Source organism: Alishewanella sp. WH16-1 (genome assembly GCF_001441695.1).
GTDB classification, from domain to species: domain Bacteria; phylum Pseudomonadota; class Gammaproteobacteria; order Enterobacterales; family Alteromonadaceae; genus Alishewanella; species Alishewanella agri.
In genome coordinates, this window is record NZ_LCWL01000052.1 from 1 (window position 1) to 24,134 (window position 24,134).

Here is a 24,134-nt window from a genome sequence, read left to right on the forward strand (position 1 = left end):
TCGGAATGATGTTATTAGCCATTGACCAATAGCCCATTCCCTGATCAAATAGGAACCTCACTATCTCGCCGTTTTTAAGTCTGAGTGTTAAACATCTTCCATGATCAATCTGGTGTTTATCAGCGAATTCTGAATACACAGACATCCCATAATACCTGCTGGCTACCTCGATAAAATCATTTACCTCATCGGTATTTCTGAAGTTATCCGCTATGCAGTATGGTTGTTTTTCGTTAGTAGAATTAGGATAAGCAGTTATAATCATAGCCTGGCGCAGCAGGCAGGCGCGGTAAGTCGGTTCTAAGCCACTTGATTAGGGCATTGGTAGCGGAAAACTGGAATTGCATATTTAACTCAAATATTCGTTATGTAGGCAGGACTGTGTGGTCAATAGTGTTATATATCCGCTCGATATCGCCAATAGTCTCTATGTAGTTCGAGTAGTTATTCTCCAGTCACACTAATAACATTATCGTTGATGTCATCTTTAATCGAAAAGTAACGGAAGTGCTCAGCCCTGGCTGATTCGCCCAGTCGCGCAACATTCACTCGCAGTGCCTGGGTATACTCAGCTTCATCTAAGCCATGGCCAAACGAATAACCAACATTTTTGGTCAAAATAAAGCGATCGTGCATTTGCTGCTGTTGCCAAATAAAAAGCTTAACGGTGAATCCACTAGGCAACAAAGGTTTGAGAAATTGGTACAAGTTCCCCGAGTGAACTGTTCTTGTTGCTCCATCTCGGTTCGTAGTATGTATAGTCAGAGATCTGCACCGTCCCAGCATCATTTTTTGGATAAACGCCAACAATGGAGCAACGAATCTATTGTCTGCAGCTGAAAAGTAAGGATCGATATAAAATACAGTTGTCGCTAATCTTAGCCCTGTCTCAATTGTCTCTGAAAGTCTTTGAGCAGTTCTTTCTACCGATATTGATTGTTCTAAGTTCCAATCATCAGGTTTGTTAATTAGCAAATTGCTATAGTTATAAATCTTACGTTCGTCACAATAGAGTGACGACATGATTCCATTAAGTTCCGTTTGTGTTTTAACATGAAGTGCTTTGTCCAGCCAAGGTTCAATATCTCGTGGTATTGTGTAACCAGAAATTACCGAAACATCCTCAATTTTTTTAAGCAGGTCTTTTACGGTTCTTCGCTCAATCGGTTGTAAACTTAAACGAGCCAACTCAGTCAGTTGAGCAGAAAACCAATCTCTGGGAATAGCGGCTATTACTCTTCCGCGAGCAGCATGAAAATCATCTAAAAAACGTTGAAGCGATCCTATATCCCTAAAAATTTCAGCGGGGTCTACAGCATACTCTCTTAGCATTCCTACTGTTCCTCATACCTTTCTTCGAAAAAGCCTTGAGGCCAATCTTTTGTGAAATCCCCCTCAGGAGTCACTTCATAATGAATAACTTTCACACCTTCTTCCGAAGGATTTAAATAAACAACAGAAACATCAGACCGTTTCAGCTTTTTCTCTTGAGGATTCTCGTCATAGGTCGTCTCTCTAATACGTCTCAAAAGACGCAAAATTAAATGCTCGCTGTGAGTCTCCACTAAAAAGCTAACTTGTGAGCTATTTTGCGTTAATAAATCACCAAGTTCAGTTTGAATACGAGGATGAATATGCACCTCTGGTTGCTCAATCGCTACAATGCCTTTTTTAACTGTATTAGCTGCAACAACAAGCGGGATCACTTGTGATATACCCACACCAAGCTCAGAAGGCCAGACATGTAAGTTGGAATTTTCGTCATAAAGAAATGGCGCTTGTGCAATTGCATTCCCAACGATCTTCTCACTGGGATGAGTTACCCGACAGCCAGTCCCCATAAGGCGTAACCAATCAGATACTTTCACACTTAATCCGCTTCTATCTGAAGCAAGCAGATCCCACGCAGCCCTTCCGTCATACCAGTCTTTTTGCTCTGTATCGGTTTTGGTAAGAAAATTAGGATCAGGAACAGTCCGAAGAGGACCAATGTTTGCGCTCGACTTAAGAATGCTTAACAAATTATCCAACGGTGCGACAAATATCTCTGTGAACACTGATTGCATCTGCGCATAGTTCAAATAGTCTGCTGTCAGTCCTGTGTATGGTTTATAGATACCGGCAATATCCATAAGTTGATTAAGCTCGGGCAGGCCGATCTTTCTACTAGCTATTGAGATTGGCATGATTGAATAGTCATCCAGCGGATGGTAATCCTCCTGCTGGGATTTATCTAAATCTGCAAAGCTTTTTGGTCTAACCACTGTGTCTGATTTTTCTTCTATGAAAAACTGAAACAATGAGTTGCAGCCATGTTTTTCAATTACGAAGTGACTTTTATTAAAGTCAGGCTCAAGAGCCTCTTCTGACAGAGGAAAATCGGTATTCGCCACATAGTTTAGCCATTCAGTTTGGTTCTTAGGCCGCAAAACGGCGTGCTGATAATTCAAGCGAGAGATTGACGTACCCGCCTGATTTAGATCTGAGGATAACTCCCCTAAAAAATCACCATCACTCCAAACTCGATAAGTTTTTATCTTTGCGCTGTTTAAACTCTCAGACCATGAAATAGTGAACTCTAAAACTACGCTTTCACTATTTTCCACCACAGAGGGCATTAAAAATGCTTGCTGATCAAGAGAAATCGAATTATCGTCGATGATAGCCTCTGTGAGTTCTGAGGCTTCTGACAAATAGGATTTACCGATATAGCCAGATTTATTCAGTTCAACTTTTATGACAATGTCTTTAGATAGATCTTTTCCGTGGACTAGTGACAAAAAGCCACCCAAATGCTTTGCCTTTAAAGCTTCTATTCGTGTTGGGTTCGCTTGCCCACGCTCAATAATTTGCTGTAAATAAAACAGTGACAAAATAACCGAACTTTTGCCTACGCTATTTGGCCCAAACAATAAGGTGACAGGAGCAAACTCAATCGTTTGTTCCTGTTTAAAAGATTTAAAATTGGTAAGCGATAACTTTGTAATTCTCATGGTTTGTCCTTAACTGCCATAAACCGCTTCTAACCTGCTTAGCAGTGATGCTTGTACTTTGGTTTCTACTTCAACGCTCATCCTGCTGGCAACCAGAGTTTGCAAGGTTATGGCGGCTTCGATGTATTGTTTTTGCTCGGCAAAGCTAAATCGAGGCCAGTTGTTGGCGTGCTTTTTACCATTATGCGCTTTTAGTAATAGCTGCAAATTATCAGGGTGGTGTTTGCCGGGGGTTTTGGCATTTAATAACGCGGCTGCGTGGTCTACCTCGAAATCCAACCCAAAATAGACTTTAAGCTGGCGACTGATGGCTTCAAACTCGTCAATGCGGTATTGCTCGGCCACGCCTAGTTGTTCGCTATCACGCTTTATTATGTCGATACGGCGAAGTGGTGCTAAGTCTTCTTCGACCTCTTCGGCTTCATGTTGCTGCTGCTCGGTAGGCGTTAAAAAGCGCACCTTTTTTGGCCGCTCGCTGGCATCAACTTCAATCTGGCTGCCGAAGCCACCACTGGAAATACGAGAGCTTAGCCTGGCGGCAATTTCTCTCAGGCCGGTGGTATCGTTCTTCTGCTTCGCAGCTTGTGCGTCAGCAGCCACAAGCAAGTCTGGGTATACATCGGCAACCTTGCAAGCCCACTCCGAGACAGTGAGCCAATCGCTGGTAAGGCTTAGTGCATGTAAGTATTTATCGTTGATAGTCGTTGTCATGCAATTAGCTCACTTTCACCGACAGAGGCATAGCTGAGTCGGCGACGACAGCAGCAGGCATGCTTTCCGCTACACCTAACGTGGCTTGCTCCGCTGAAGTATCGGTGTTACCAACCATCATATTGTAATGCCCGACCTGACCCGCCCTGACGAAAATATTCTTGAAAACTTGAAGGTAAGCAGTATTGGTCTGCGCCCCTTGATTTATGTACAAATCATCATGAATTGAGTGAGAGCCATCATTCACCCATGAAAATAGTGACTGACATATAAGCTTCTCCCTGCCATCAAAAAGCTCACAAATCTCGTCTTTCTTCATACCGCCCCACATCGTGAAGTAGTTTTCAAGGATCCGTCGAAGCGTGTTTTGCAAGCTGACGCTGGAGATATTGTTCTTTTTGACATCGTCCCAAAGTAGCTCATATGCAGAACGAATTGGATTTTCAGCACACCGCTCCACTGATGAAGTTTGTGATTTTTTGACTAACCAAAAAGATTCGTCACTCAACACAGCATTTGCGGGACGGCGGCTGGGATTGTAGGTAATTTCTTTATGAAAATAGACATTATGCGTCAAAAGAAATAGCTGCTTAATCTGCGCTCGATCTGAACGGCAATCTGCAATAATCCCTTTGATAAGGCTGCTGACGATATACAAAATATCGCTGTCTAAAGAAGATATTGGGTCATCAAACACAACAATCCTTGGAGCGCTGACTCCATCCGTGTGAGTAGAGCCTTGGATTAAATGATAAAAATACAAAAATGTAATAAACGTTTTCTCTCCCTCACTGAGGGAGCGGCTGGCATCTACACCATTTACTCTGACGATTTGATAGTGCCGTTGATCCTCTGAAGATGAAATAGAAAAGGATAAAAATCCGAAACTAATCAGTAATTTATTAATCGCCGTAACAGTTGGCAGCGTCGAAGTAGCTTGCCTCTGCCATTGGTGTAAATCGGCGCTGAAGTTAGCGAGTTGTGCATTTTTGGCAGCAATGCTCGCTTCCATGCCACTAATTGCCTTCGTTAGCCTGACCGTTCCTTTGGTATACTGCGACAGTGTCGTCGATAACTCATTGACTACAAACCTCCATATTTGCTGAGTCAACAGTGACTTTTCTGCTGTTCTATTCGCAACAATTTGGTTGTGCTCGAGGGACAATGTATTGGCTGTCGTGATGAGACTTTGCAACTCAGCAAGGCACTCTTCAACCGGGTGTAATTCAATTTTATGGCTTGGCTCTGCCATTTTTTTTGACAGTAAAGAGATATTAGACTGCAGCAACTCACTCAGAGTCTGGAAATGCGCAGCGTAAAGTGCCTTGTCAAGAAAATGGTTTTGGATATTTAGGTTAACTTCAGCACTCTGCAATATCTGCTGGGCAAGTTGTTGGTAGCTCTGATGTACCGTAGTTATTTGTTGCAGATCATTGGCGTAAGTATCGCTAAAAAACTCTTGTAGACTCAGGGCAAAAGATTCAGGTGTCGTTTGTTGGCAGAATGGACATATTGAGGGATCTGTCGCGTGGTAATGCATACCTTGCTTCACCCAATCGCTATTTCCAAGATGCTTAATCAATCCAGCGATATCAACGTCTTCATTACCAACAACAGATTTATTTAGTACCGGTGTGTCATGTAAATCGTTGAAAGCCTGAATATCCAGGCTATTGAGCAACGCAACCGCTTGTACAGCATCATCGAATACTGTTTTTGCTTTTTCATTCAATACATCAAAAGTGAAAAGGTCTGCAGTATTTGATTGATGCTCTGATAACACCTTTTCTTTAAACTTCTCAGCACTGGCACGAAAACCAGTAAATGCAACCTGAAAGTAATCGTCGTATCGCTGCTTCTGCTGCCAGCAGCTTTCTTTTAGCTGTGCTTCCAGCAGTAAAAGTTCGGCCTTTTTTCCAGACTGCCCATCAACGCCTGCAAGATTAACATTCAGCCTATTAACTTCATCTGTATGTTTAACAACTTCTTTTTGCAGCCTTGCAATCTCTTGCTCTGCTTGAACTTGGTTCTCTCCAAGGGTAAAAACACCAGCAAGATTCGGGCTTTGTTCAAAGTTTCTCTGCACAAAATCCCGATTGTAAACCATGACCTGCAAAGGATTTTGGTGTTGCCAGTCTAACTGACAATGCTGATGGCCTGAAGCCTGCTCAAGAATACGGCTAATCGTTGTTTTACCAACGCCGTTAGAGCCGAAAATAAAATTGATCCGGCGAAGATCATCAAGAACCGCAGCTTCCCTATATGTTGCAACGGGCGGATTAATTCTGATTTCGTGGATCATACTCTTTCCTTAGAGTTGGCCTGAGAAAGCTTTTTGGCTTAACGCCTCAAGCATGTTATTTTTTGAAAAAGAGTAATGTTTTGAAAGCATCCGGCTAACTATTTCAACAGTTCTTGAAAACTCTTCTTGTACATGTAAATCAGGAACGCAGCATTTTATTGACTCAATTTGCTTGGAGCTTACATTTGGTTGAAGAGCAACGGAGCATAATTTTTCGACTTCAGTCTTGAAATAATCTGAATATAAAAAGTACTTAAGGAAGTTTTTATTCAGAACATTTGTATAGCCTTTAAATCTGCCGACTCGCTGGTTAAGTAAAGATGGAATGTCAGACTCTTTTATTTCGATAACTTTGACTGAATTAAGCGATTGAATTACCGGGCGAGTCATAGCCATCACTAGATCACCACATTCAAGAGCAAAATTTGATTTTTCAGTTAATTTTTCTTCCGGAAGATAGCTGATGTCATCCCAGATAGCATCTTCAAAATGCACATTAGTTATTTTCAACACAGGTATACCTTCGTCACTAAATTCATCACTTTTAAAGGCATAACCGCCTTGTAACGTACAAAAGCTACCAAGAGGTTTAACCTCCCAGCCTTTTGGGTTGGTGACTGGGTCGCCGAACATTTCTAGGAAGACGGCGCGGAGGAAGTCGTCGGCGAGTTGGATGGCTTGCTGGCGTTTTCGGCGGATGGCGTCGGCTTTATCCAGAATGGCGGCAATCCGTTTTTGCTCGGCTAGTGGTGGCAGCGGGATTTCAACCTCTTCGATTCGAAACAAGGCTAACTTAGGCTGACTTGTAGTTTTAGCTTGCCCCTGAAGTTGAGATTGTCCAGCTGTGGCCAAAAAACGCATTAAATAATTCTTATCAAGCGTAGATTTGTCAGTTATTACTAATTTAGCAGCATTTTCAGTTAAATTAGCTCCATTCAATTCTTCAGGAACAATACCTACAATCCCTATTGAACCTGCGATTGAAATATAAACGTCTTCTGAGGAGATCGTGTAACGAGCAATTTTTTGCTGTACATCCTCGCTTATGAACAATACGTTTGATGTGTTTACTGAGTGGTTTTCAAAATCAGTAACACGAATATATGGATAAGGTGTTTCAATATCTGAATAGCCCGCACCTAATGGTAATCTTTTACCTCCCTTTACAGAGACGAGTTCACCCAACTTCACCATCGGCCAACTCACAGCATGGCCTCCAGTGCTTTTAAATCGGCAAGAATGTCGTTTTCCAGCGCGACCAGCTTATTCAGGATCACTTTCGGGTCTTCATACTGCTGCTCGGCATACACCACTTGCTTGTAGCGGTTAATCGATAAGTCGTACTTATTAGCGGCAATCTCCGCTTTGCTTACCCAAAAGGCTTTTTGCGTGCGATCGTTTTGCTCGGTGTCGGCAATGGCCTTATCACGCGCTTTATACCCGGCCACTAACGCTGGCAAGTCGTTGTCTTTGATTGGCGTGCGCTTATCATCAAGGCTAAAACCGTCGGCTTGTACATCGTAAAACCAGACGTGGTCGGTACTGCCGCCTTTGGTGAAAATTAAAATGGCGGTAGATACCCCGGCATAAGGCTTAAATACGCCGCTTGGCAGGGAAATAACCGCTTCTAACTGGTTTTGCTCTACCAGCAACTGGCGCAGCTGCTGGTGGGCGTTGGATGAGCCAAACAACACGCCGTCGGGTACGATGGTGGCGCTTTGACCGCCAATTTTCAGCATGTTTTCAATAAGCGCAACGAATAACAGCTCGGTTTTTTTGGTTTTAACTTTGCGTAAAATATCCGGGCAGACGTCTTCTTCGTCCAGGCTGCCTTTAAACGGCGGGTTGGCGAGAATAATGTCAAAACCGGCTTTGGCCTCGCGCGGGAAGCGCTCTTTAAAGCTTTGGCTTAGCGTGTCCTGGTAATGAATATCCGGCTGTTTAATGCCGTGCATTACCAGATTCATCGCCGCAACACGCAGCATGGTAGCGTCAAAGTCAAAGCCATGGAACATATCGCTATCAATATGGGCGCGCTGCTCTGGCGTGATTAAATCACCCGAGTACAGCGTATTTACCTGCTGCCTGCCATTGGCATCCAGCAGCGGCTTGCCCTGCTCGTCGAATAACAACTCTTGCTCTACGCCGTCTTTCGAGGTGTATTTTTCCAGCAGGTATTCGTAGCTGCTGACTAAAAAGCCGCCAGTGCCGGTGGAGGGGTCACAAATGCGGCTGTTAATGCCCGGGTCGAGCATTTCAACCATGGCGCGGATAATATGCCGCGGCGTACGGAACTGGCCGTTAATACCGGCAGTGGTTAACTTGCTTAACAGGTACTCGTATAAATCGCCCTTGGTGTCGCTGTTTTCCAGCGGTAAGTCGTTTACCATTTCAACGGCTTTCACCAGCAGCGACTGCTTTTGGATCATCAGCTGGGCGTCTTTCATAAACTCAGCAAACAGCGAGCCTTCATTGCCGTCTTTTACCGACTGGGCCGAGCTTTCAGCGAAAAACGGAAACAGCTCATCTTTTACCAGCTTGTAGAGTTTATCTGCGCCTAGGTGGCGAAAATGCTGCCAGCGCAGGTGCTGCTGATTGTCGTTAAAGCGGCGGTGAAACGCTTTGCCGCTGCGCGAAGCGAGCTTTTCATCTTTTTGCTCGTTCATATCCAGCAAGCGGGCATACATTAAAAAGGTAATCTGTTCGATAACCGTCAGCGGGTTGGTAATGCCGCCGGTCCAGAACTCTTCCCACAGTTTGTCTATTTTGCTTTTTAGCTGGCCTGTAATCATCTTGTTTCCTGTACCACTTTATTCAGTTTTGAATTTTTAGTGTTGAATCTTTAGTGTTGAATGTTGAGCGCTTAGTGTTTAGTGCTAAAGGCTGAGTGTTTTTTCAATACGCGGTGTTTTACTGCCCAGCGGCACGTCGAACTGACGAATAAACCGCTGGATCACATCGGCCTGTTGCTGGCTGAATACCCCATCTAGCCCCATGTCGTGAATGCTGGTAAAGGGCGCATCGTACAGCTGTTCAATGGCAATTGCACCGTAGCGAATTAAATGGTTTTTCAGCATGCCGATAAAACGCTGCTGTTTGGCGTTCATATGGGTGTGGGTTTGTTGCACAAAGTCGGTAAAGGCACGCTCTATCGCCTCTTTATCCATACCCACTATGGTGCGCAGTATTTTATCTAAGCTTACGGTCGACTCGGGGAAAAACTCTTTTAGCGTATTTAAATCGACATTCGGGTTTTGCGTATGCACTAAGGCATTCAGCCTGGCTAAATCGGCTTCGCTTACCTGCTCACCAGCGCGTATTTTTTGCAGCACGGCATCGGTATCAAACAGCGGCGCTAAGGTTTTTTCTACTTCCTGGCGGTAAATTTGGTAATCCACCGACACGATATTAGCCGCGCGCTCGGTTACCTTGTACCCGGCAGTGTCTTCTTTTACATCCAACACCAGCTCTGGTGTCGGCGTCACAATAGCTTTGTCGCGCAGGTGAATAATGCCGCGCAGTACTTTACGGCTTTGCTCCAACGTGGCAAAGCTAAGGTGTTGCCAGTAGCTGTCTTGCTGAATGGCTGCAATGGCGCTGGCTTTAGCGCGCACTTCGTTTAAATGCATTTGCAGGCTGGTAATTTTACCCAGCAGCGCCTGGCGGGCGATATCAATTTGGCTGGCATCGGTAAACAGCAGCGTTTGCAGGTTGGCCATTTCGGTATCAAAGCGGTAAGCCTCGCTTTGGCCCATAATGTTGCGCCACTGCATTAAAGGCGCAATGCTTTGCCAGAGAAGGTTTTTGGTTACAGGGGCAAACTCGTTTAAGCGCTTTTCGTCTTTACAGGTTTCAACGTCTTGCCAGTTATCGCGCACCGCAATGGTGTTCATATCGAGCGCGGCAATGTCGGCGTGAATAAGCTTAATCACTGCATCAAAGGTTGCCAGATCTGCCTTCTTAAGCACGGTTTCAGCCAGCGTTAACCGCGCTTCAAACAGCTTTTGCATCAGCGATTTGCTTTGTTTTACGTCTTCCGGCTCGGGGTCGAGGTCAAAGTACTCGAAGTTTTCCCAGTGGTCGAAAATTAAAAAGTGCGTTTTATCTTTACCCGGGCCATACAAATTAGGGCAAAGCCGGGTGCCGCGACCAATCATCTGCCAAAACTTTACTTTGGATTTTATTGGTTTGGCGAATACCAGGTTAACCACTTCGGGCACATCGATACCGGTATCGAGCATATCGACCGAAATAGCAATACGTACCGACTTTTCATCGGTCGCTTTAAACTGGTCTATCAGCTCTTCGGCACGTTCGTACTTAGAGTGAATAACCCGGCAAAAATCCGGATGTAACTGTGGGTACATTTCACTAAATAACGTAGCCAACAACTCGGCATGCTTAATGTTGCGGGCGAACACAATCGACTTGCCCGGCAGCTGGCCGTCAATATCACGCAGGCCTTTTTCCATTAAGTTACGCAGTATTACCCGGTTGGTATCTTTGTTTTTCACCGCTTCGTCTATTTGCGCGGCGTCAAAGTCCAGCTCGTTCGGATCGATACCCTGCTCTTCCAGCTGGGCAATTTGTTCATCGCTCAGGTTGTCTTTTTTAATACCGTCACGCAAAAACTTAGTGGTAAAGCTAACAATTTTATACGGCACCAGGTTACGGTCTTCTATCGCCTGCTCCAGCGGGTAATTGGCGGTAGGCAGTTTATAGTCACAACCAAACAGCTCGCAGGTAGAGCGCGATACCATTTCAACCGGGGTGGCGGTTAAGCCTACTTCTAAGGCATCAAAGTACTTAAAAATATCGCCGTAAATGTTGTAGATAGAGCGATGCGATTCATCGGCCACAATCAGGTCAAAATAACCGACATCGTATTGCTGAAAAATACTCATCATGCCAGGGTAAGTGGCAATAAATACCCGTGCACTGGCAGCAGCGTCTTTTTTACTTTTACCCACCACGTACAGCGGCTCTTTGGTGTGTTCGTTAAAGGCATTGGCAGCTTGCTTACGCAGCTCTTTACGATCACACAGAAACAGCACACGCTTGGCCCAACCGGCATCGAGCAGGCGTTTGGCCAGCGCTATCGACACCCGGGTTTTACCGGTGCCGGTGGCTTGCACGACCAGGGCTTTACGGTGTTTGTCGCTAAAGCGCTCACACACCCGGCTGATGCTTTCAATCTGATAAACACGCCCTGCCACCTTGGTGTCGATCGGGGTTTGATTGAGGTTTTTCTTTAAGCTGCGCTGCTTAATTAAGTATTGCAGGCTGTCTTTACTGTAATAGCCATATACCTTGCGGCTGTTGTAGCCCTGGGCATCGTCCAGCAGGCGGATATCGTAGCCGTTGGTGTAAAAGATTACCGGACGGCGGCCATAGTCCTTTTCAAGCGCATTGGCATATAAAATGGCTTGTTGGCGGCCCTTTTCTACCGACTCCCGCGTGCGCTTGGCTTCAATAACCGCCAGCGGCAGTTCGTCATCATCAAACAGCACATAATCGGCGTAGCCTTTACCTGTCGCGGTTGGCTGGCCGTCGACTTCAAACTCTTTGCGCACTTGCTCGGTTGAACTGTCATCTAATGACACATTCCAGCCCGCCGCGCGTAAATCCATATCAATAATACGGGCACGGGTTTGTGCCTCGTTGAAATTGATGCCCGACATGCTGTCAAAGCCCGCTTTGGCTTTGGCGACTGCGCCTTCATCTATGGCTTTTTTCAGGCTAGCCGCTTCTTGCTGCGCTTTAAGCTGTGCCGTTTCAGCGGCTTTAAGCTCATTTAGCGCCTGCTTTAACCGAGCTTCGTGCTCGGCCAGTTTGGCTTGTAGCTGCTTGTTCTCACGAGCGAACCGCGCATCGGTTTGCTTTGCCAGTTTAGTGCAATCAGGCGCGACAAATTCCGGCAGGTGTTTCGCATCACCACCGCAATACGCTACATAGAAGTAGCCACTAACAAAATAACACTCATGTAGTATCCACACAGCTTCTTGCTGGCTGACTTTACCCTCGTGCGCCGCGCGGTTACCGCTTTTACGAATAGCATGTAGTTTGTCGATAATTTTGCTGGGGACAACAGAGGTAAAGCTGTCAGCATTAAGTTTGTCGACAATGCTGGCGTTGGGATACACCGGCAGTTGTAGTTTGGCGTAAATCACACCGACAATTTTTTCCATCAGGCAGCGCATTTTTACCAGCGCACTTTGCGGGTCGCTACAGGCGTAATCCTGGGCAAAGGCCGCTAGCTGGTATAGCTCGGGTAGCGCTTCAAGATGTTTAAAACTCATTGCGTGCTTCATTCCAATTAATTCCTAATATCCCTGTATCGCAAATTCGGTGCCAGTACTAATCTGGCTTTATTTTTCTATTTTTATTCCTAACCGGTTCATCCAGTTGGTAAGCGTTTGATGGTCTTTTAATCCAAGCATTTGGGTAGCATGCTTTTTCACATTGCTGCTGGCTTTCAATGCCGCCTCGACATATTTTTTTTGAATATTATCAGTTATTTGATATAAATCGACTTTATCATGATATGCCAGTGTAATATCCTCATCTACTGAGGCTTTTGCTACTGACAACATCACATCTGCCAACTCTGCGGCTCCAATTTCGACTTTATCTGACCACAGGAAAGCGCGATTAAGTGTACTCCAAAGCTCACGGATGTTACCTGGCCAGGGTTGTTTAGAAATAAAATTAATTCCTTCTTCGGAAATTTTTTTACTTATATAGCCAGGTTGTTTTACACCTGCGTTATTAATTTGCTGCGTGAGTTGCTGCACAATAAGCGGCAAATCTGCAATTCTCTGTTTTAGAGACGGCAGCGTTATAATGCCAACAGCGAGGCGATAAAACAAATCTTCCCTGAAAGTGCCATCAGCCACCATCTGTTGCAGATTCTTATGAGTTGCGGCAACCACTCTTACATCAACAGTTTTGGTTACAGTATCACCTAGTGGTGTGATTTCTCCTTGCTGCAATGCCCGTAGCAGCTTCACCTGAATATCAGGGCTTAGTTCACCAATCTCGTCGAGAAATAAAGTACCGCCATCAGCTTGTTCAAATAACCCGGGATAATCCTGGTTGGCGCCGGTAAAGGCACCTTTTCTATGACCAAATAAAATGGATTCAACCAATGTTGGTGCAAGTGCGCCACAGTTAACGGTTTTAAGGGGTTTGCTGGCTCTGAAGCTAGCTTTATGAATGGCTTTGGCCATCTCCTCCTTACCGGTACCTGTTTCACCTAAAATAAGGGCCGGAACTTCAGAGGCGGCTAACCGCTTTGCTCTGCTAACAACCGCTTGCATGTTATCTGAGACGCAGGTTATTGCAGAAAATGCCGCATCAAGCTTGGGTGCAGAAGTGGCTTTTGAGGCGATATGCCGTGCTGCGGATTTTGTATACTCCAGGCTGAAGTCTAACGGTATATCAACGTTTAGCGGTTCATTCTTAGGTGTAACCTGCATAAAGCGAACATTGGGTTTGCCCTTGCCAATTAGCACAGACAAGGTTGTCATAGCTGGTGTGCCGGAAGTTAGGTTAACAACAAGCGTTTCCGCTTCTTCAGATAGTTTTCCAATCCACTTCTCGGTTTCTTTGGCAATTGAGTGGTAGTCTATCGGGCTGTCAATATGCGCCCGCTTTACCACAACATCTGCTTCTTGCCGACGAGCATGAGCCAGCTTCTTTTTAATAAACTGCTCGAAACGCCCCCACACCTCTTCACGGTGATTCGATAAGATCACGATTTTATCGAACTGAAAATCAGACTTCGCCGCAATAGCTGAAATAGCCGCGTGCGTATCCAGATCCATATTGTCGATGTCTTTAGTACCAAGCCAGGTTAACAATGTCTTCAAGAAAAGAGTCTCATCTCGGGTAAACCACTGTAATTGATATTACCTGAAATAAACTTTTTTACACTGCTTGAGTTGGATGAGTTTTAGGCTGTCAGCTGATTTTAAAGGCATGTTCATTGAGTCAGAAAAAAGTCTTTTATTGAAAATGATGACTTGTGTCAGTTTTAAGGCAGAGGTCAAAAAAGCATAATTTTCAGGGGATGATTAATGGCGTTTGTCACGATTACGTCACGGATTTGTCACGGGGCACAAAAAAACCACTTAGCTTTCGCATAAGTGGTTGATTTGATTGGCGCACCCGAGAGGATTCGAACCTCTGACCTCTGCCTCCGGAGGGCAGCGCTCTATCCAGCTGAGCTACGGGTGCATCCAGAGCGCGCATTATAGACAGGCTTTCGGCGTAAGTCTATTGTATCTCTGTCGCTTTTTTAGGCGAACAGTTAGCCTGGCTTTTTAATCTCGCGGTTAATGCTTATAATCTGAGCTGTTGTTACTTTTTGCTGAGAATCTTCCGGTTATGCCTTTTCCAAATTTTGTGCTCGGCAAACGACAACAACTGCTACTGATCCTGCTGGGCCTGTTGCTGGTTATTGGGGTAGAAACAGTTCTGCACAATGAGCAACAGCGGCTGCGCAACGCCACTTTGCAGCAGCAACTTACCGCCGGTGACCAGCTTCGGGTACGGTTGGAAAAAGAGTTAAATATTCCGCTGTACTTAACTGCCAGTCTGGCCAGCTACCTGAGTGCCAAGCATGGGCAGCTGGAAGCCAATGAACTTAAGATGCTGCTGGCTGGCCTGGTCCGGCAGTCTCCGCATATCCGCAATATCGGTATCGCCCCGGCGAACCGGATTAGTTACATCTACCCCGAACAAGGCAACGAACAGGCGCTAAACCTCTATTATCCGGATCTGCCGGCACAATGGCCTGCGATTGAAGCGATGATAGCAAGACGTGAGGCCAGGCTCAGCGGCCCGATTGAACTAGTGCAAGGTGGGCGTGCTTTTATCTATCGTTATCCGATCTTTCTGGAAGATGACAGCTACTGGGGCATTGTAAGTACCGTCGTTAATATTGAGCAAATCTGGCAACTTTTGACCAGCACAGCCGCCGAGCTGGATCTCGATATCGCACTACGGGAAGTCAGTACCTTGGGTGAACCCGCCGTCAGCTTTTTTGGCGATAACCAGATTTTCTCAGAGCGCCATCTCACCCTGAATATGGCTATTCGGGGAGCTGAATGGCAAATGGCGATCCGCGAGGCTGGTATTCCCGGTTCCCGTTTACTATTACTCAGACTTAGCCTTTACAGTACCGTTTTGCTGTTTCTTTACCTGCTCAGCCGGTTACTTGCAACGGTCTATCGCCTGCAGCAGAGCCGTAGCGCCTTAACTGAAAGCGAACAACGGTTACGTAGTATCCACGATAATGTACTGGACGGTATCATCACTATTGATCAGCAAGGCATTATTCAAACGGCGAATCATGCCTGTTACCGGATCTTTGGTTACACCCCCCCGGCGTTAGTGGGGCAGCACTGGCGTACACTTCTTAGTAGCAGCGAAAATATAGAACAACATTTCGATACGACCACAGATGGTCCGGTTGAGTATGAGTGCCAGGGGCAGCGTGCCGACGGCCACCCGTTTGAATTACTGCTGTTTCATACCCCGCTGCCGCAACAGAATCTTTATAAGCTCTTTGTGTTGCGTGATATTACCGCCCGCAAGCGCACTGAACGTTTGCAAAATGATTTTGTGGCGACCGTCAGCCATGAATTGCGCACGCCGCTAACGGCGATTAATGGTGCCCTGGGACTGGCGATGAATTCGGTGTTAGGTCCCTTAACCGAGCAGCAATTAAAAATGCTGCACATTGCGCAGCAAAATTGCCGCCAACTGCATCAGTTAGTAAATGATCTGCTGGATTTTGAAAAGTTAAGCAGTGGCAAAATGGCATTTAAGCGTGAGGTAGTGGATTTATTAGTAGTTGTTCAGCCGCTTATTCTGCAGCTGAGTACCAGCCAACAGCGGGCTATTACTCTGGAGGCCGAGACTACCCCGCCCTATCTGGTTATTGCCGACGAGGTACGCTTACGCCAGGTGTGCAGTAATTTACTATCGAACGCGCTGAAGTTCTCCGACAAGAATAGTACTGTCACTATAAGATTACAGCGTTTACCGCAACAGGTGCTGCTACAGGTTATTGATGAAGGCAAAGGCGTACCTGCCGCTTTTGAGCCAATGCTGTTTCAACGTTTTGCGCAGGCCGACAACCAAAGTAGCCGCGCTCAGGGTGGTACCGGTTTAGGTCTGGCAATCAGTAAAGAGCTAACAGAGAAAATGCAGGGTGAGATTGGCTATCAACGTCTGCCAAACGGCAGCTGTTTTTATATAAAACTCCCCGCCGCCAGTATCTAAAAAGCGAATTTCGCGCCAAAAGTTTGCACTACGCTGGCTTTTGTCTTAATTTGTTGGCACTTGGTTGCAAAGGCCAGTGTTACTGCTGTTTTTTGTGCATACTGTGGCTTTGTAACCCGCCGCCACGCGGCCCGACTAAAACAAAAACCAGCCGACCTATCCACGGAGATGTGAAATGCGTAAAACTCTACTCGCTACGGCCGTTGGTGCAGTGCTGTCACTCAGCGCCTGCTCTGACAATACCGCCCCAACCCAACAAGCTAATCAGGCTGCACCAGCAGCGACTGCGGAAGTGACAGTGACTAATCCATTCTTCAAGAAAAGCACTCTGCCATTTGAAGCGCCAAATTTTGCTGAAATTAAAGATGACCATTTCTTACCGGCGTTTGAAGAAGGTATGAAACAGCATATGGCGGAAATTGAAGCCATTGCCAACAACCCAGAGCCAGCCACCTTTGAAAATACTTTTGTGGCAATGGAGAAAAGTGGTGAGCTGTTAACTCGCGTATCCCGGGTGTTCTACAACCTGACCGGTACCGACAGCAACGAACAACGCCGCCAAATTCAAAGTGAACTGGCGCCGAAAATGGCTGCACACTCTGACAATATCAACCTGAACCCAACTTTATTTGCTCGGGTTGAAAGTGTTTACAATGCCCGCAATGATCTGGGTCTGGATGCAGAATCGCTGCGTTTAGTCGAAGTGTACTACGAGCGTTTTGTCCGCTCAGGCGCCAAGCTGAATGACGAGCAGAAAACCGCCATTCGTGCGCTGAACGAAGAACACTCAAAGCTGACCAACCAGTTCTCGCAAAACCTGTTAGCCGAAACCCGTAATATTGCGGTCGTTGTCGATACGGTTGAAGAGCTGGACGGCTTATCACCGGCACAAATTACCTCGGCCGCCAATGCCGCGAAAGAGCGCGGTCTGGAAGGCAAATATCTGCTGAGCATCACCAATACCACGCGCCAGCCGATTTTAACTTCGCTGAATAACCGTGAAGTACGGCAGCGGGTTTGGGAAGCTTCGGCTAACCGCGCACAATCCGGTGAGTTTAATAACACTGAAATCGTTTCCCGTTTAGCACAACTGCGTGCTGAGCGCGCCAAGCTGTTAGGTTACGACAACTGGGCGGCCTATACGCTGGAAAACAACATGGCGCAAAACCCGAAAGCGGTGTTTGACATGTTAGGCTCAATGGTACCGGCAGTGGTTGAAAACACCCTGAAAGAGCAAGAAGCGATTCAGGCGATGATCCGCGAAAAAGGCGGTGATTTTGACGTTCAGCCGTGGGATTGGGAATACTATGCCGAGTTTGTACGTCAGGCTAAATATGACCTGGACGAAAACGAAGTTAAAAAGTACTTCGAGTTTAACCGCGTATTAAAAGACGGCGCCTTCTATTACCTGAACCGTTTCTATGGCGTGCGTTTTGAGCCGCGTCCGGATTTACCGGTGTATCACCCGGATGTAGAAGTGTATGAAGTGTTTGATGCCGACGGCACCAGCATTGCGCTGTTCTATGCTGACTACTTTGCCCGTGAAGGCAAACGTGGTGGCGCCTGGATGAGCTCGTTCGTGGGTCAATCACACCTGACCGGCCAGAAGCCGGTTGTGGTTAACGTAATGAACATTCCAAAAGCGCCGGACGGTGAGCCAACCCTGATCAGCTATGACCATACCACTACCATCTTCCACGAGCTGGGCCATGGTGTACACGGTATGTTCTCCAGCGTGAAGTATCCGTCACTGGCGATGACTGCGGTATCACGCGATTTCGTTGAGTTCCCGTCTACCTTCGAAGAAGACTGGGCGCAGCATCCGGAGATTCTGGCTAACTATGCGAAGCATTACCAAACCGGTGAGCCAATCCCTGCCGATCTGCTGGATAAAGTCATGCGTTCACGCAGCTTTAACCAGGGCTTCGATACGTTAGAGTATATCTCTGCTGCCTTATTGGATATGGAATGGCATACGCTGGGTGCTGACGCACCGCTGCAAAATCCACAACAGTTTGAAGCCGCAGCACTGAAAAAACACGGTGTAGATTTGGCTGCAGTACCACCGCGCTATAAGTCGAATTTCTTCTCTCACTCTATGGGTGGCGGTTACTCTGCCGGTTACTATGCCTATATGTGGAGTGAAATTCTGGCGGCTGATGCTTTTGCCCATGTGCAGAAGAATGGTGGTTTAACCCGTGAGAACGGTGATCATTACCGCAAAAACATTCTGTCAGTGGGTAACTCACGTCCAACCATGGAGTCTTACAAAGCCTTCCGTGGTCAGGAACCTACCACTGATGCGCTGTTAATCCGTCGTGGTCTGAAAACCAAGATTGATTAATTGCGCCATTAAACCGCAGCACAGCGCTGCGGTTTAACAGCAATAAAAAAAGCCTCGCATGAGGCTTTTTTTATTGGGTTAGCCGTTAATCACCGGCAACCTGCATCTGACTGACCAGTACTGAGCCGGTTTGTACCCCGCCACGCCGATCAACATCATTACCAATGGCCACGATATTCATAAAGATATCTTTTAAATTACCGGCAATGGTGACTTCGGCAACCGGGAACTGAATTTCGCCATGCTCTACCCAGAAACCACTGGCACCACGAGAATAGTCGCCGGTGACGGTATTGACACCCTGGCCCATTAACTCTGTTACCAGTAAGCCCTTACCCATTTGCCGGCATAGTGCGGCTAAATCGTCATTGCCGTGCTGCACTAACCAGTTATGAATACCGCCGGCATGACCGGTACTGGCCATGCCTAATTTACGCGCCGAGTAGCTGGTGGTCAGATAGGTGGTTAACACGCCCTGCTCAATCACGGTCAAATCACGGGTTTTTACGCCTTCACTGTCAAAGGGGCTCGACGCTAAAGCCAGATCCAAATGTGGCTTTTCCAGAATCGTCAGGCCAGGCGCCATAATTTGTTGGCCCACTTTATCCAGTAAGAAGCTCGACTTGCGATAAATACTGCCGCCGCTGATTGCCGACACCAGATGTCCGAATAAGGAGCTGGCAATATCCGCGCGGAATAATACCGGTACTTTCTGGGTTGGAATTTTGCGTGGCTGTAGCCGGGATACCGTTTCGCGGGCGGCTTCGCGGCCAATTTGCCGTGGGTCAAGCAAATCGGCATAGCGACGTGCCAAGGTGTAGCTGTAGTCGCGCTGCATATCATCACCGGCTTCGCCGATTACCACACAGCTAAAACTGTGGCGCGAGCTCGGATAACCGACGAGTTGGCCATGGCTATTGCCATACACCTTTAAACCCTGATGGGTTGAAAACGACGCGCCTTCAGAATTAGTAATGCGGCTATCTTCTGCAAAAGCCGCTTCTTCTGCGGCAGCACAGAGTGCAATCGCCTCTTCGGTGCCAATACTGTCCGGGTAATATAAATCTAACTGTGGCGGGTTAAACTCCAGCCAGCTGGCTTCGGCGACACCGGCATGCGGATCTTCCGAGGTATAACGGGCAATATCTGCAGCCGCCTCCACAGTACGCTTTAACGCTTGCGGGCTTAGATCTGCAGTCGAGGCCGAGCCTTTACGCTGGCCGAAATATAAACTGATCCCTAAACCACCGTCCTGATTAAACTCAACCGTTTCCACCTCGCCATGGCGGGTTTCAACACTTAAGCCGCGAGTACGGCTCATTGAGGCTTCGGCGCTACTGGCACCTAATTGCTTAGCATGCGCCAGCACCTGGCTGACAGCTTGTTTAACTTCGGCGATTTCCTGCTGAATAGCGGTTTGCTGCATAGTATTCGAACCTTCTAACGTGATGCGCCTAGCTTATCATAGTCCGCTTCTGGCCGCTGCCCGCGATCCGCTATTTAGTGATATACTAGAGGCAGACCAGTGATGAAGAAGCCACAGCATGACAGATACAGAATTTAAATACGGTGACAGTAAATGGCTGGAGCAGCCAGATCACATCAGTAAAAGCCAGATCAAACGAGAGATGCACGCCTTGCAGGCCTTGGGGGAAGAGCTGATTGCCTTAAGCCCGGCAGCCCGCGCCAAGATCCCGCTGGATGACGCACTGAAAGACGCCTTAGAGCTGGCCGACAAACTGGCCAATAAGCGCGAAGCACTGCGCCGCCATATTCAGTTTATTGGCCGTCTGATGCGGGAACGTGAAGATGAATTAGAGCCAATCGAACAGGCGCTGGCGATTATCCGTAATACCAATCAGGCGGCGACCCGGCAGTTCCACAAAGTGGAAACCTGGCGTGATCGCCTGTTAGCAGAAGCCGATGCGGTAACCGCATTTATCGCCGAATATCCTGAGGTTGACGTACAGCAACTGCGCCAGCTGATCCGTAATGCCAAGAAAGAGCAGGAAAAGCAGCAGCCACCGAAATCTTACCGTGAGCTCTTTCAGCTAATTAAACCTTTTATTATTCAGGATTAAGCAGCCGTTATCGCTTGCTCAGAATAATCAGGCCGCGAAATGCGGCCTGATTTATTTACTGATTTTGCGCTACGCAGTTAACACACTTTGGTTAACCAGCCATGCGGATCTGCCGCCTTACCCCACTGAATATCATTCAGTGCCTGGCGTAAGCTGGCAGTAGTATTACCAAGCTGGCCACCACCTACCGCATATTCCTGACCATTGTGAATTAGGGTACCAACCGGTGTTAATACCGCAGCAGTGCCCGATAACGCCGCTTCAGCACCCGGTTTTACCGCCCGCTCCAGCAACTCATCCACGGTTAGCTCACGTTCTGATACCTTCATACCGCGGTCACGGGCCAGAGTTAAAATCGAGTCACGGGTAATACCATGCAGGAAGCTGGCATCCAGCGCCTTAGTGATAATTTCGTTGCCATCGATGAGCAGGAAGTTGGCGGCACCGGTCTCCTGCACATCACCATTCGGGCAGAACAGTACTTGATCGGCCTGTACTGCGGCACGGGCTTTCATAATAGGTTGCAGCGCACTGGCATAGTTACCGCCACTTTTTACCATACCCATATGCGGCGCGCAGCGCGCATTGTCTTCCAGTAACAGCCGCAGTGGTTTAGCGCCACCGGCAAAGTAATCGCCAACCGGCGACAACAGGACATACAGCATTGAATTTAAACTTGGCGCCGCCGCCTTACCAATAGAGGGCTCAGTACCGATATGGGTTGGCCGGATATACATCGAGCCAGGAGGATTAGGTACATCGGCAGCATAACGTTTAACAATCTCCAGGATCATCTGGCGCAGCATCGCACCATCAAAAGCCGGTAGCGCCAACAAAGCACTGCTTTGCTGTAAGCGGGCGATATTACGGTCCATCCGGAAAATGTGCACCGAGCCGTCGGCATGGCGAAACGCCTTTAAGCCCTCAAAGCAAGTGCTGGCATAGTGCAGCACATGGGCGCCGGGATGCAGGCTAATGCTGTTAACCGGTACTAATGCCGGTTCGCTCCACTGGTTATTGGCAAATTCTGCCAACATCATATCGGGGGTAAAAACGGTTCCAAATGCTGCCATGATAGTTTCCTGCTGTAGAGTAACAGGCCAGCGGCGGGCTGGCCAAAGATCTGATCTTATAATTAATATTTACTGGGTACCGCCAACGGTCATGGCATCCAGCTTCAGCGTCGGCTGACCAACCCCTACCGGCACACTCTGGCCTTGCTTGCCACAGACGCCGACTCCGCTGTCTAGTCTCATATCATTACCCACCATCGATACCTGCTGCATCGCGTCCGGGCCATTACCAATTAGGGTGGCGCCTTTAATTGGCGTGGTGATCTTGCCATCTTCAATCAGATAAGCCTCTGACGCCGAGAACACAAATTTGCCGGAGGTAATATCCACCTGGCCACCGCCAAAATTCGGGGCATAAATGCCTTTTTTCACGCTGGCGATGATTTCTTCCGGCGCATAGTCACCACCCAGCATATAGGTGTTAGTCATCCGTGGCATCGGCAGATGGGCAAAGGACTCACGCCGGCCGTTACCAGTCGGTGCTACGCCCATTAGCATCGCATTGTGTTTATCCTGAATATAACCTTTGAGGATGCCGTTTTCGATTAGCACGTTGTATGCGCTTGGTGTACCTTCATCGTCGATATTCAGCGAGCCACGGCGACCCGTTAAGGTACCATCGTCAACGATAGTACAGTGTTTCGAGGCAACCTGCTGACCAATCCGACCACTGAATGTGGAAGAACCTTTGCGGTTAAAATCGCCTTCCAGACCATGGCCGACCGCTTCATGCAGTAACACACCGGGCCAACCCGCCCCTAATACTACCGGCATGGTGCCGGCAGGGGCATCGATAGCGGTCAGATTCACCTGCGCCATCCGCACCGCTTCACGGGCATATTGCTGCCAGCGTGGCTGACCATCGGTCTCTTCACTGAAGTAATGATAATCAGTGCGGGCACCGCCACCGGCGCTGCCACGTTCACGCCGGCCATCCTGTACCAGTAATACCGAACAGTTTAGCCGTACCAATGGCCGGATATCAGTAGCAAAGGTACCATCACTGGCCGCCACCAAAACTTCTTCATACACACCGGTCAAGCTAACCATCACCTGTTCGGCCCGGCTATCCAGGCTACGAATATAGGCTTCAATCTGATGTAGTAACGCCACTTTTTCGGTATTCGTTAAACTTTGCAGCGGCTCGCAAGGCAGATAAATATTGCTGTTACCACTTTTGCTAAAAGCTTTTACGCTGCCCTGTTGACCCTGTGCCGCGATACCGCGGGCGGCACCAGCGGCTTGCATTAATGCATCACGGTTGATGCTATCAGCATAGGCAAAACCGGTTTTTTCACCGCTAATGGCGCGCACGCCAACACCGCGTTCAATATTAAAAGAGCCGTCTTTTACCAGGCCATCTTCCAACACCCAGGACTCATGCACACTGGATTGGAAGTAAAGGTCGGCATAATCGAGCTGATGCGCAAACAAAAAGCCCAGCGTCTGCTCGAGATCGCGGGCGCTTAGCTCAGAAGCATTAATCAGATTTTGTTCTACGACATTCATGGTTTCAGCTCACTTTTAAAACGGTTATGAAGTTTTACCGGCATTTTGCTGGCCAGTTGCGGACATTCTGCCAGGTCAACTTCGATACTGATCGCGCCCACCTCAGTGCCAGCATCGGCCAGCACTTCGCCCCAGGGGTTGATAATCAGGCTATGACCATAGGTTTCCCGGCCATTAGCATGAATACCGGTTTGCGCGGGAGCGACGACAAAGCACTGGTTTTCAATCGCTCTGGCCCGTAACAACGTATGCCAGTGTGCAGCGCCGGTAGGCCGGGTAAAAGCCGCGGGCACCGCCAGTACATTCATGCCTAACATTGCCAGTTGCTGAGCCAGTCCCGGAAAGCGCACATCATAACATATCGTCATACCGAGTTTCAGACTGCCCTGCTGGCTTAATGTCACTTTATTGCCCGGCATAGTGCTAACGGATTCACTATAGCTGCCGGTGCTATCGGCGACTGCCACATCAAATAAGTGTAACTTCTGGTAATCAGCCAAAATACGGCCATCCGGGCCAAATAAAACGCTGCTGGCGTAAAAGCGCTGTGGATCAGGGCTGGCCGTAGGCATACTTCCCGCCAGTAGGTAGACCTGATACGTCTTTGCCAATGCTGCGGTTTTTTGTTGTAGTTGCCCTGCTCCCAGCGGCGCCTGATATTGCCGTTGTAAAGTTTCACCACCGCCAAACACCGCAAAGCATTCAGGCAATACCACCAGATGCTGCGCGGCCTTGGGTAAGGTGGCCAACAACTTTGCTACCTGAGCGAAGTTACGCTCAGGCTCAGGCTGACTGGTTAATTGTAATGCGGACAATCGCCAGCGACTGTCC

16 protein-coding genes and 1 tRNA gene are annotated in these 24,134 nt (G+C 47.7%); 3 read left to right on the forward strand and 14 right to left on the reverse strand.

All coding sequences use genetic code 11. The annotated features are described in order from the left end of the window. The 10 genes from AAY72_RS16885 to AAY72_RS05360 all read right to left on the reverse strand — a co-directional run. A partial coding sequence (locus AAY72_RS16885; protein WP_057785865.1) for a hypothetical protein occupies positions 1 to 265 on the reverse strand: 265 nt, incomplete at its 3' end. 179 nt (positions 266 to 444) lie between these two features. After that, entirely contained in the window at positions 445 to 1,332 is an 888-nt protein-coding gene (locus AAY72_RS05320) for a hypothetical protein (protein ID WP_057785866.1), read from the reverse strand. 2 nt (positions 1,333 to 1,334) lie between these two features. Next, on the reverse strand, positions 1,335 to 2,993 hold the full coding sequence (locus tag AAY72_RS05325) for an AAA family ATPase (RefSeq protein WP_057785867.1): 1,659 nt from the start codon (positions 2,991 to 2,993) through the stop codon (positions 1,335 to 1,337). 9 nt (positions 2,994 to 3,002) lie between these two features. Then, on the reverse strand, positions 3,003 to 3,704 hold the full coding sequence (locus AAY72_RS05330; RefSeq protein ID WP_057785868.1) for a hypothetical protein: 702 nt from the start codon (positions 3,702 to 3,704) through the stop codon (positions 3,003 to 3,005). 4 nt (positions 3,705 to 3,708) lie between these two features. Next, positions 3,709 to 6,006 (reverse strand): AAA family ATPase, encoded by a 2,298-nt coding sequence (locus AAY72_RS05335; RefSeq protein ID WP_082628941.1) that lies wholly within the window; start codon positions 6,004 to 6,006, stop codon positions 3,709 to 3,711. A gap of 9 nt (positions 6,007 to 6,015) precedes the next feature. Next, positions 6,016 to 7,212, reverse strand: coding sequence for a restriction endonuclease subunit S (locus AAY72_RS05340; RefSeq protein WP_156411283.1), 1,197 nt, complete (start codon positions 7,210 to 7,212; stop codon positions 6,016 to 6,018). Next, positions 7,209 to 8,798 (reverse strand): class I SAM-dependent DNA methyltransferase, encoded by a 1,590-nt coding sequence (locus AAY72_RS05345; protein ID WP_057785870.1) that lies wholly within the window; start codon positions 8,796 to 8,798, stop codon positions 7,209 to 7,211. Before AAY72_RS05345 ends, AAY72_RS05340 begins: the two co-directional genes overlap by 4 nt. Positions 8,799 to 8,882: 84 nt before the next feature. Then, positions 8,883 to 12,305 carry a DEAD/DEAH box helicase family protein gene (locus AAY72_RS05350; RefSeq protein ID WP_082628942.1) on the reverse strand — a complete coding sequence of 1,141 codons (3,423 nt, stop codon included), beginning with the start codon at positions 12,303 to 12,305 and terminating at the stop codon, positions 8,883 to 8,885. A gap of 69 nt (positions 12,306 to 12,374) precedes the next feature. After that, positions 12,375 to 13,832 (reverse strand): sigma-54-dependent Fis family transcriptional regulator, encoded by a 1,458-nt coding sequence (locus tag AAY72_RS05355; RefSeq protein ID WP_082628943.1) that lies wholly within the window; start codon positions 13,830 to 13,832, stop codon positions 12,375 to 12,377. A 335-nt stretch (positions 13,833 to 14,167) separates the two neighbouring features. Next, positions 14,168 to 14,244, reverse strand: a tRNA-Arg gene (locus tag AAY72_RS05360). 150 nt (positions 14,245 to 14,394) lie between these two features. On the opposite strand from AAY72_RS05360, the gene AAY72_RS05365 reads away from it, so the two are divergent. After that, complete coding sequence (locus tag AAY72_RS05365; protein ID WP_057785873.1) at positions 14,395 to 16,296, forward strand: ATP-binding protein; 1,902 nt, start codon at positions 14,395 to 14,397, stop codon at positions 16,294 to 16,296. Positions 16,297 to 16,471: 175 nt separating this feature from the next. Beyond that, a complete protein-coding gene (locus AAY72_RS05370) occupies positions 16,472 to 18,640 on the forward strand; it encodes a M3 family metallopeptidase (protein ID WP_057785874.1) in 2,169 nt (722 codons plus the stop codon). A gap of 85 nt (positions 18,641 to 18,725) precedes the next feature. Here AAY72_RS05370 and pmbA read toward each other — a convergent pair whose 3' ends face one another. Further along, positions 18,726 to 20,066, reverse strand: coding sequence for a metalloprotease PmbA (gene pmbA, locus AAY72_RS05375; protein ID WP_057785875.1), 1,341 nt, complete (start codon positions 20,064 to 20,066; stop codon positions 18,726 to 18,728). 118 nt (positions 20,067 to 20,184) lie between these two features. On the opposite strand from pmbA, the gene yjgA reads away from it, so the two are divergent. Continuing rightward, positions 20,185 to 20,721: a ribosome biogenesis factor YjgA gene (yjgA, locus tag AAY72_RS05380; RefSeq protein ID WP_057785877.1), complete on the forward strand. Its 537-nt coding sequence runs from the start codon at positions 20,185 to 20,187 to the stop codon at positions 20,719 to 20,721. A 77-nt stretch (positions 20,722 to 20,798) separates the two neighbouring features. On the opposite strand, the gene AAY72_RS05385 is transcribed toward yjgA, so the two are convergent. From AAY72_RS05385 to AAY72_RS05395, 3 genes are all read right to left on the reverse strand, one after another. Then, positions 20,799 to 21,794, reverse strand: coding sequence for a branched-chain amino acid aminotransferase (locus AAY72_RS05385; RefSeq protein ID WP_057785878.1), 996 nt, complete (start codon positions 21,792 to 21,794; stop codon positions 20,799 to 20,801). Positions 21,795 to 21,863: 69 nt separating this feature from the next. Then, positions 21,864 to 23,303 (reverse strand): metalloprotease TldD, encoded by a 1,440-nt coding sequence (gene tldD / locus AAY72_RS05390; RefSeq protein WP_057785880.1) that lies wholly within the window; start codon positions 23,301 to 23,303, stop codon positions 21,864 to 21,866. Further along, positions 23,300 to 24,118 carry a carbon-nitrogen hydrolase family protein gene (locus AAY72_RS05395; RefSeq protein ID WP_231728901.1) on the reverse strand — a complete coding sequence of 273 codons (819 nt, stop codon included), beginning with the start codon at positions 24,116 to 24,118 and terminating at the stop codon, positions 23,300 to 23,302. The genes tldD and AAY72_RS05395 overlap by 4 nt, the downstream gene beginning before the upstream one ends. Positions 24,119 to 24,134 lie beyond the last annotated feature (16 nt).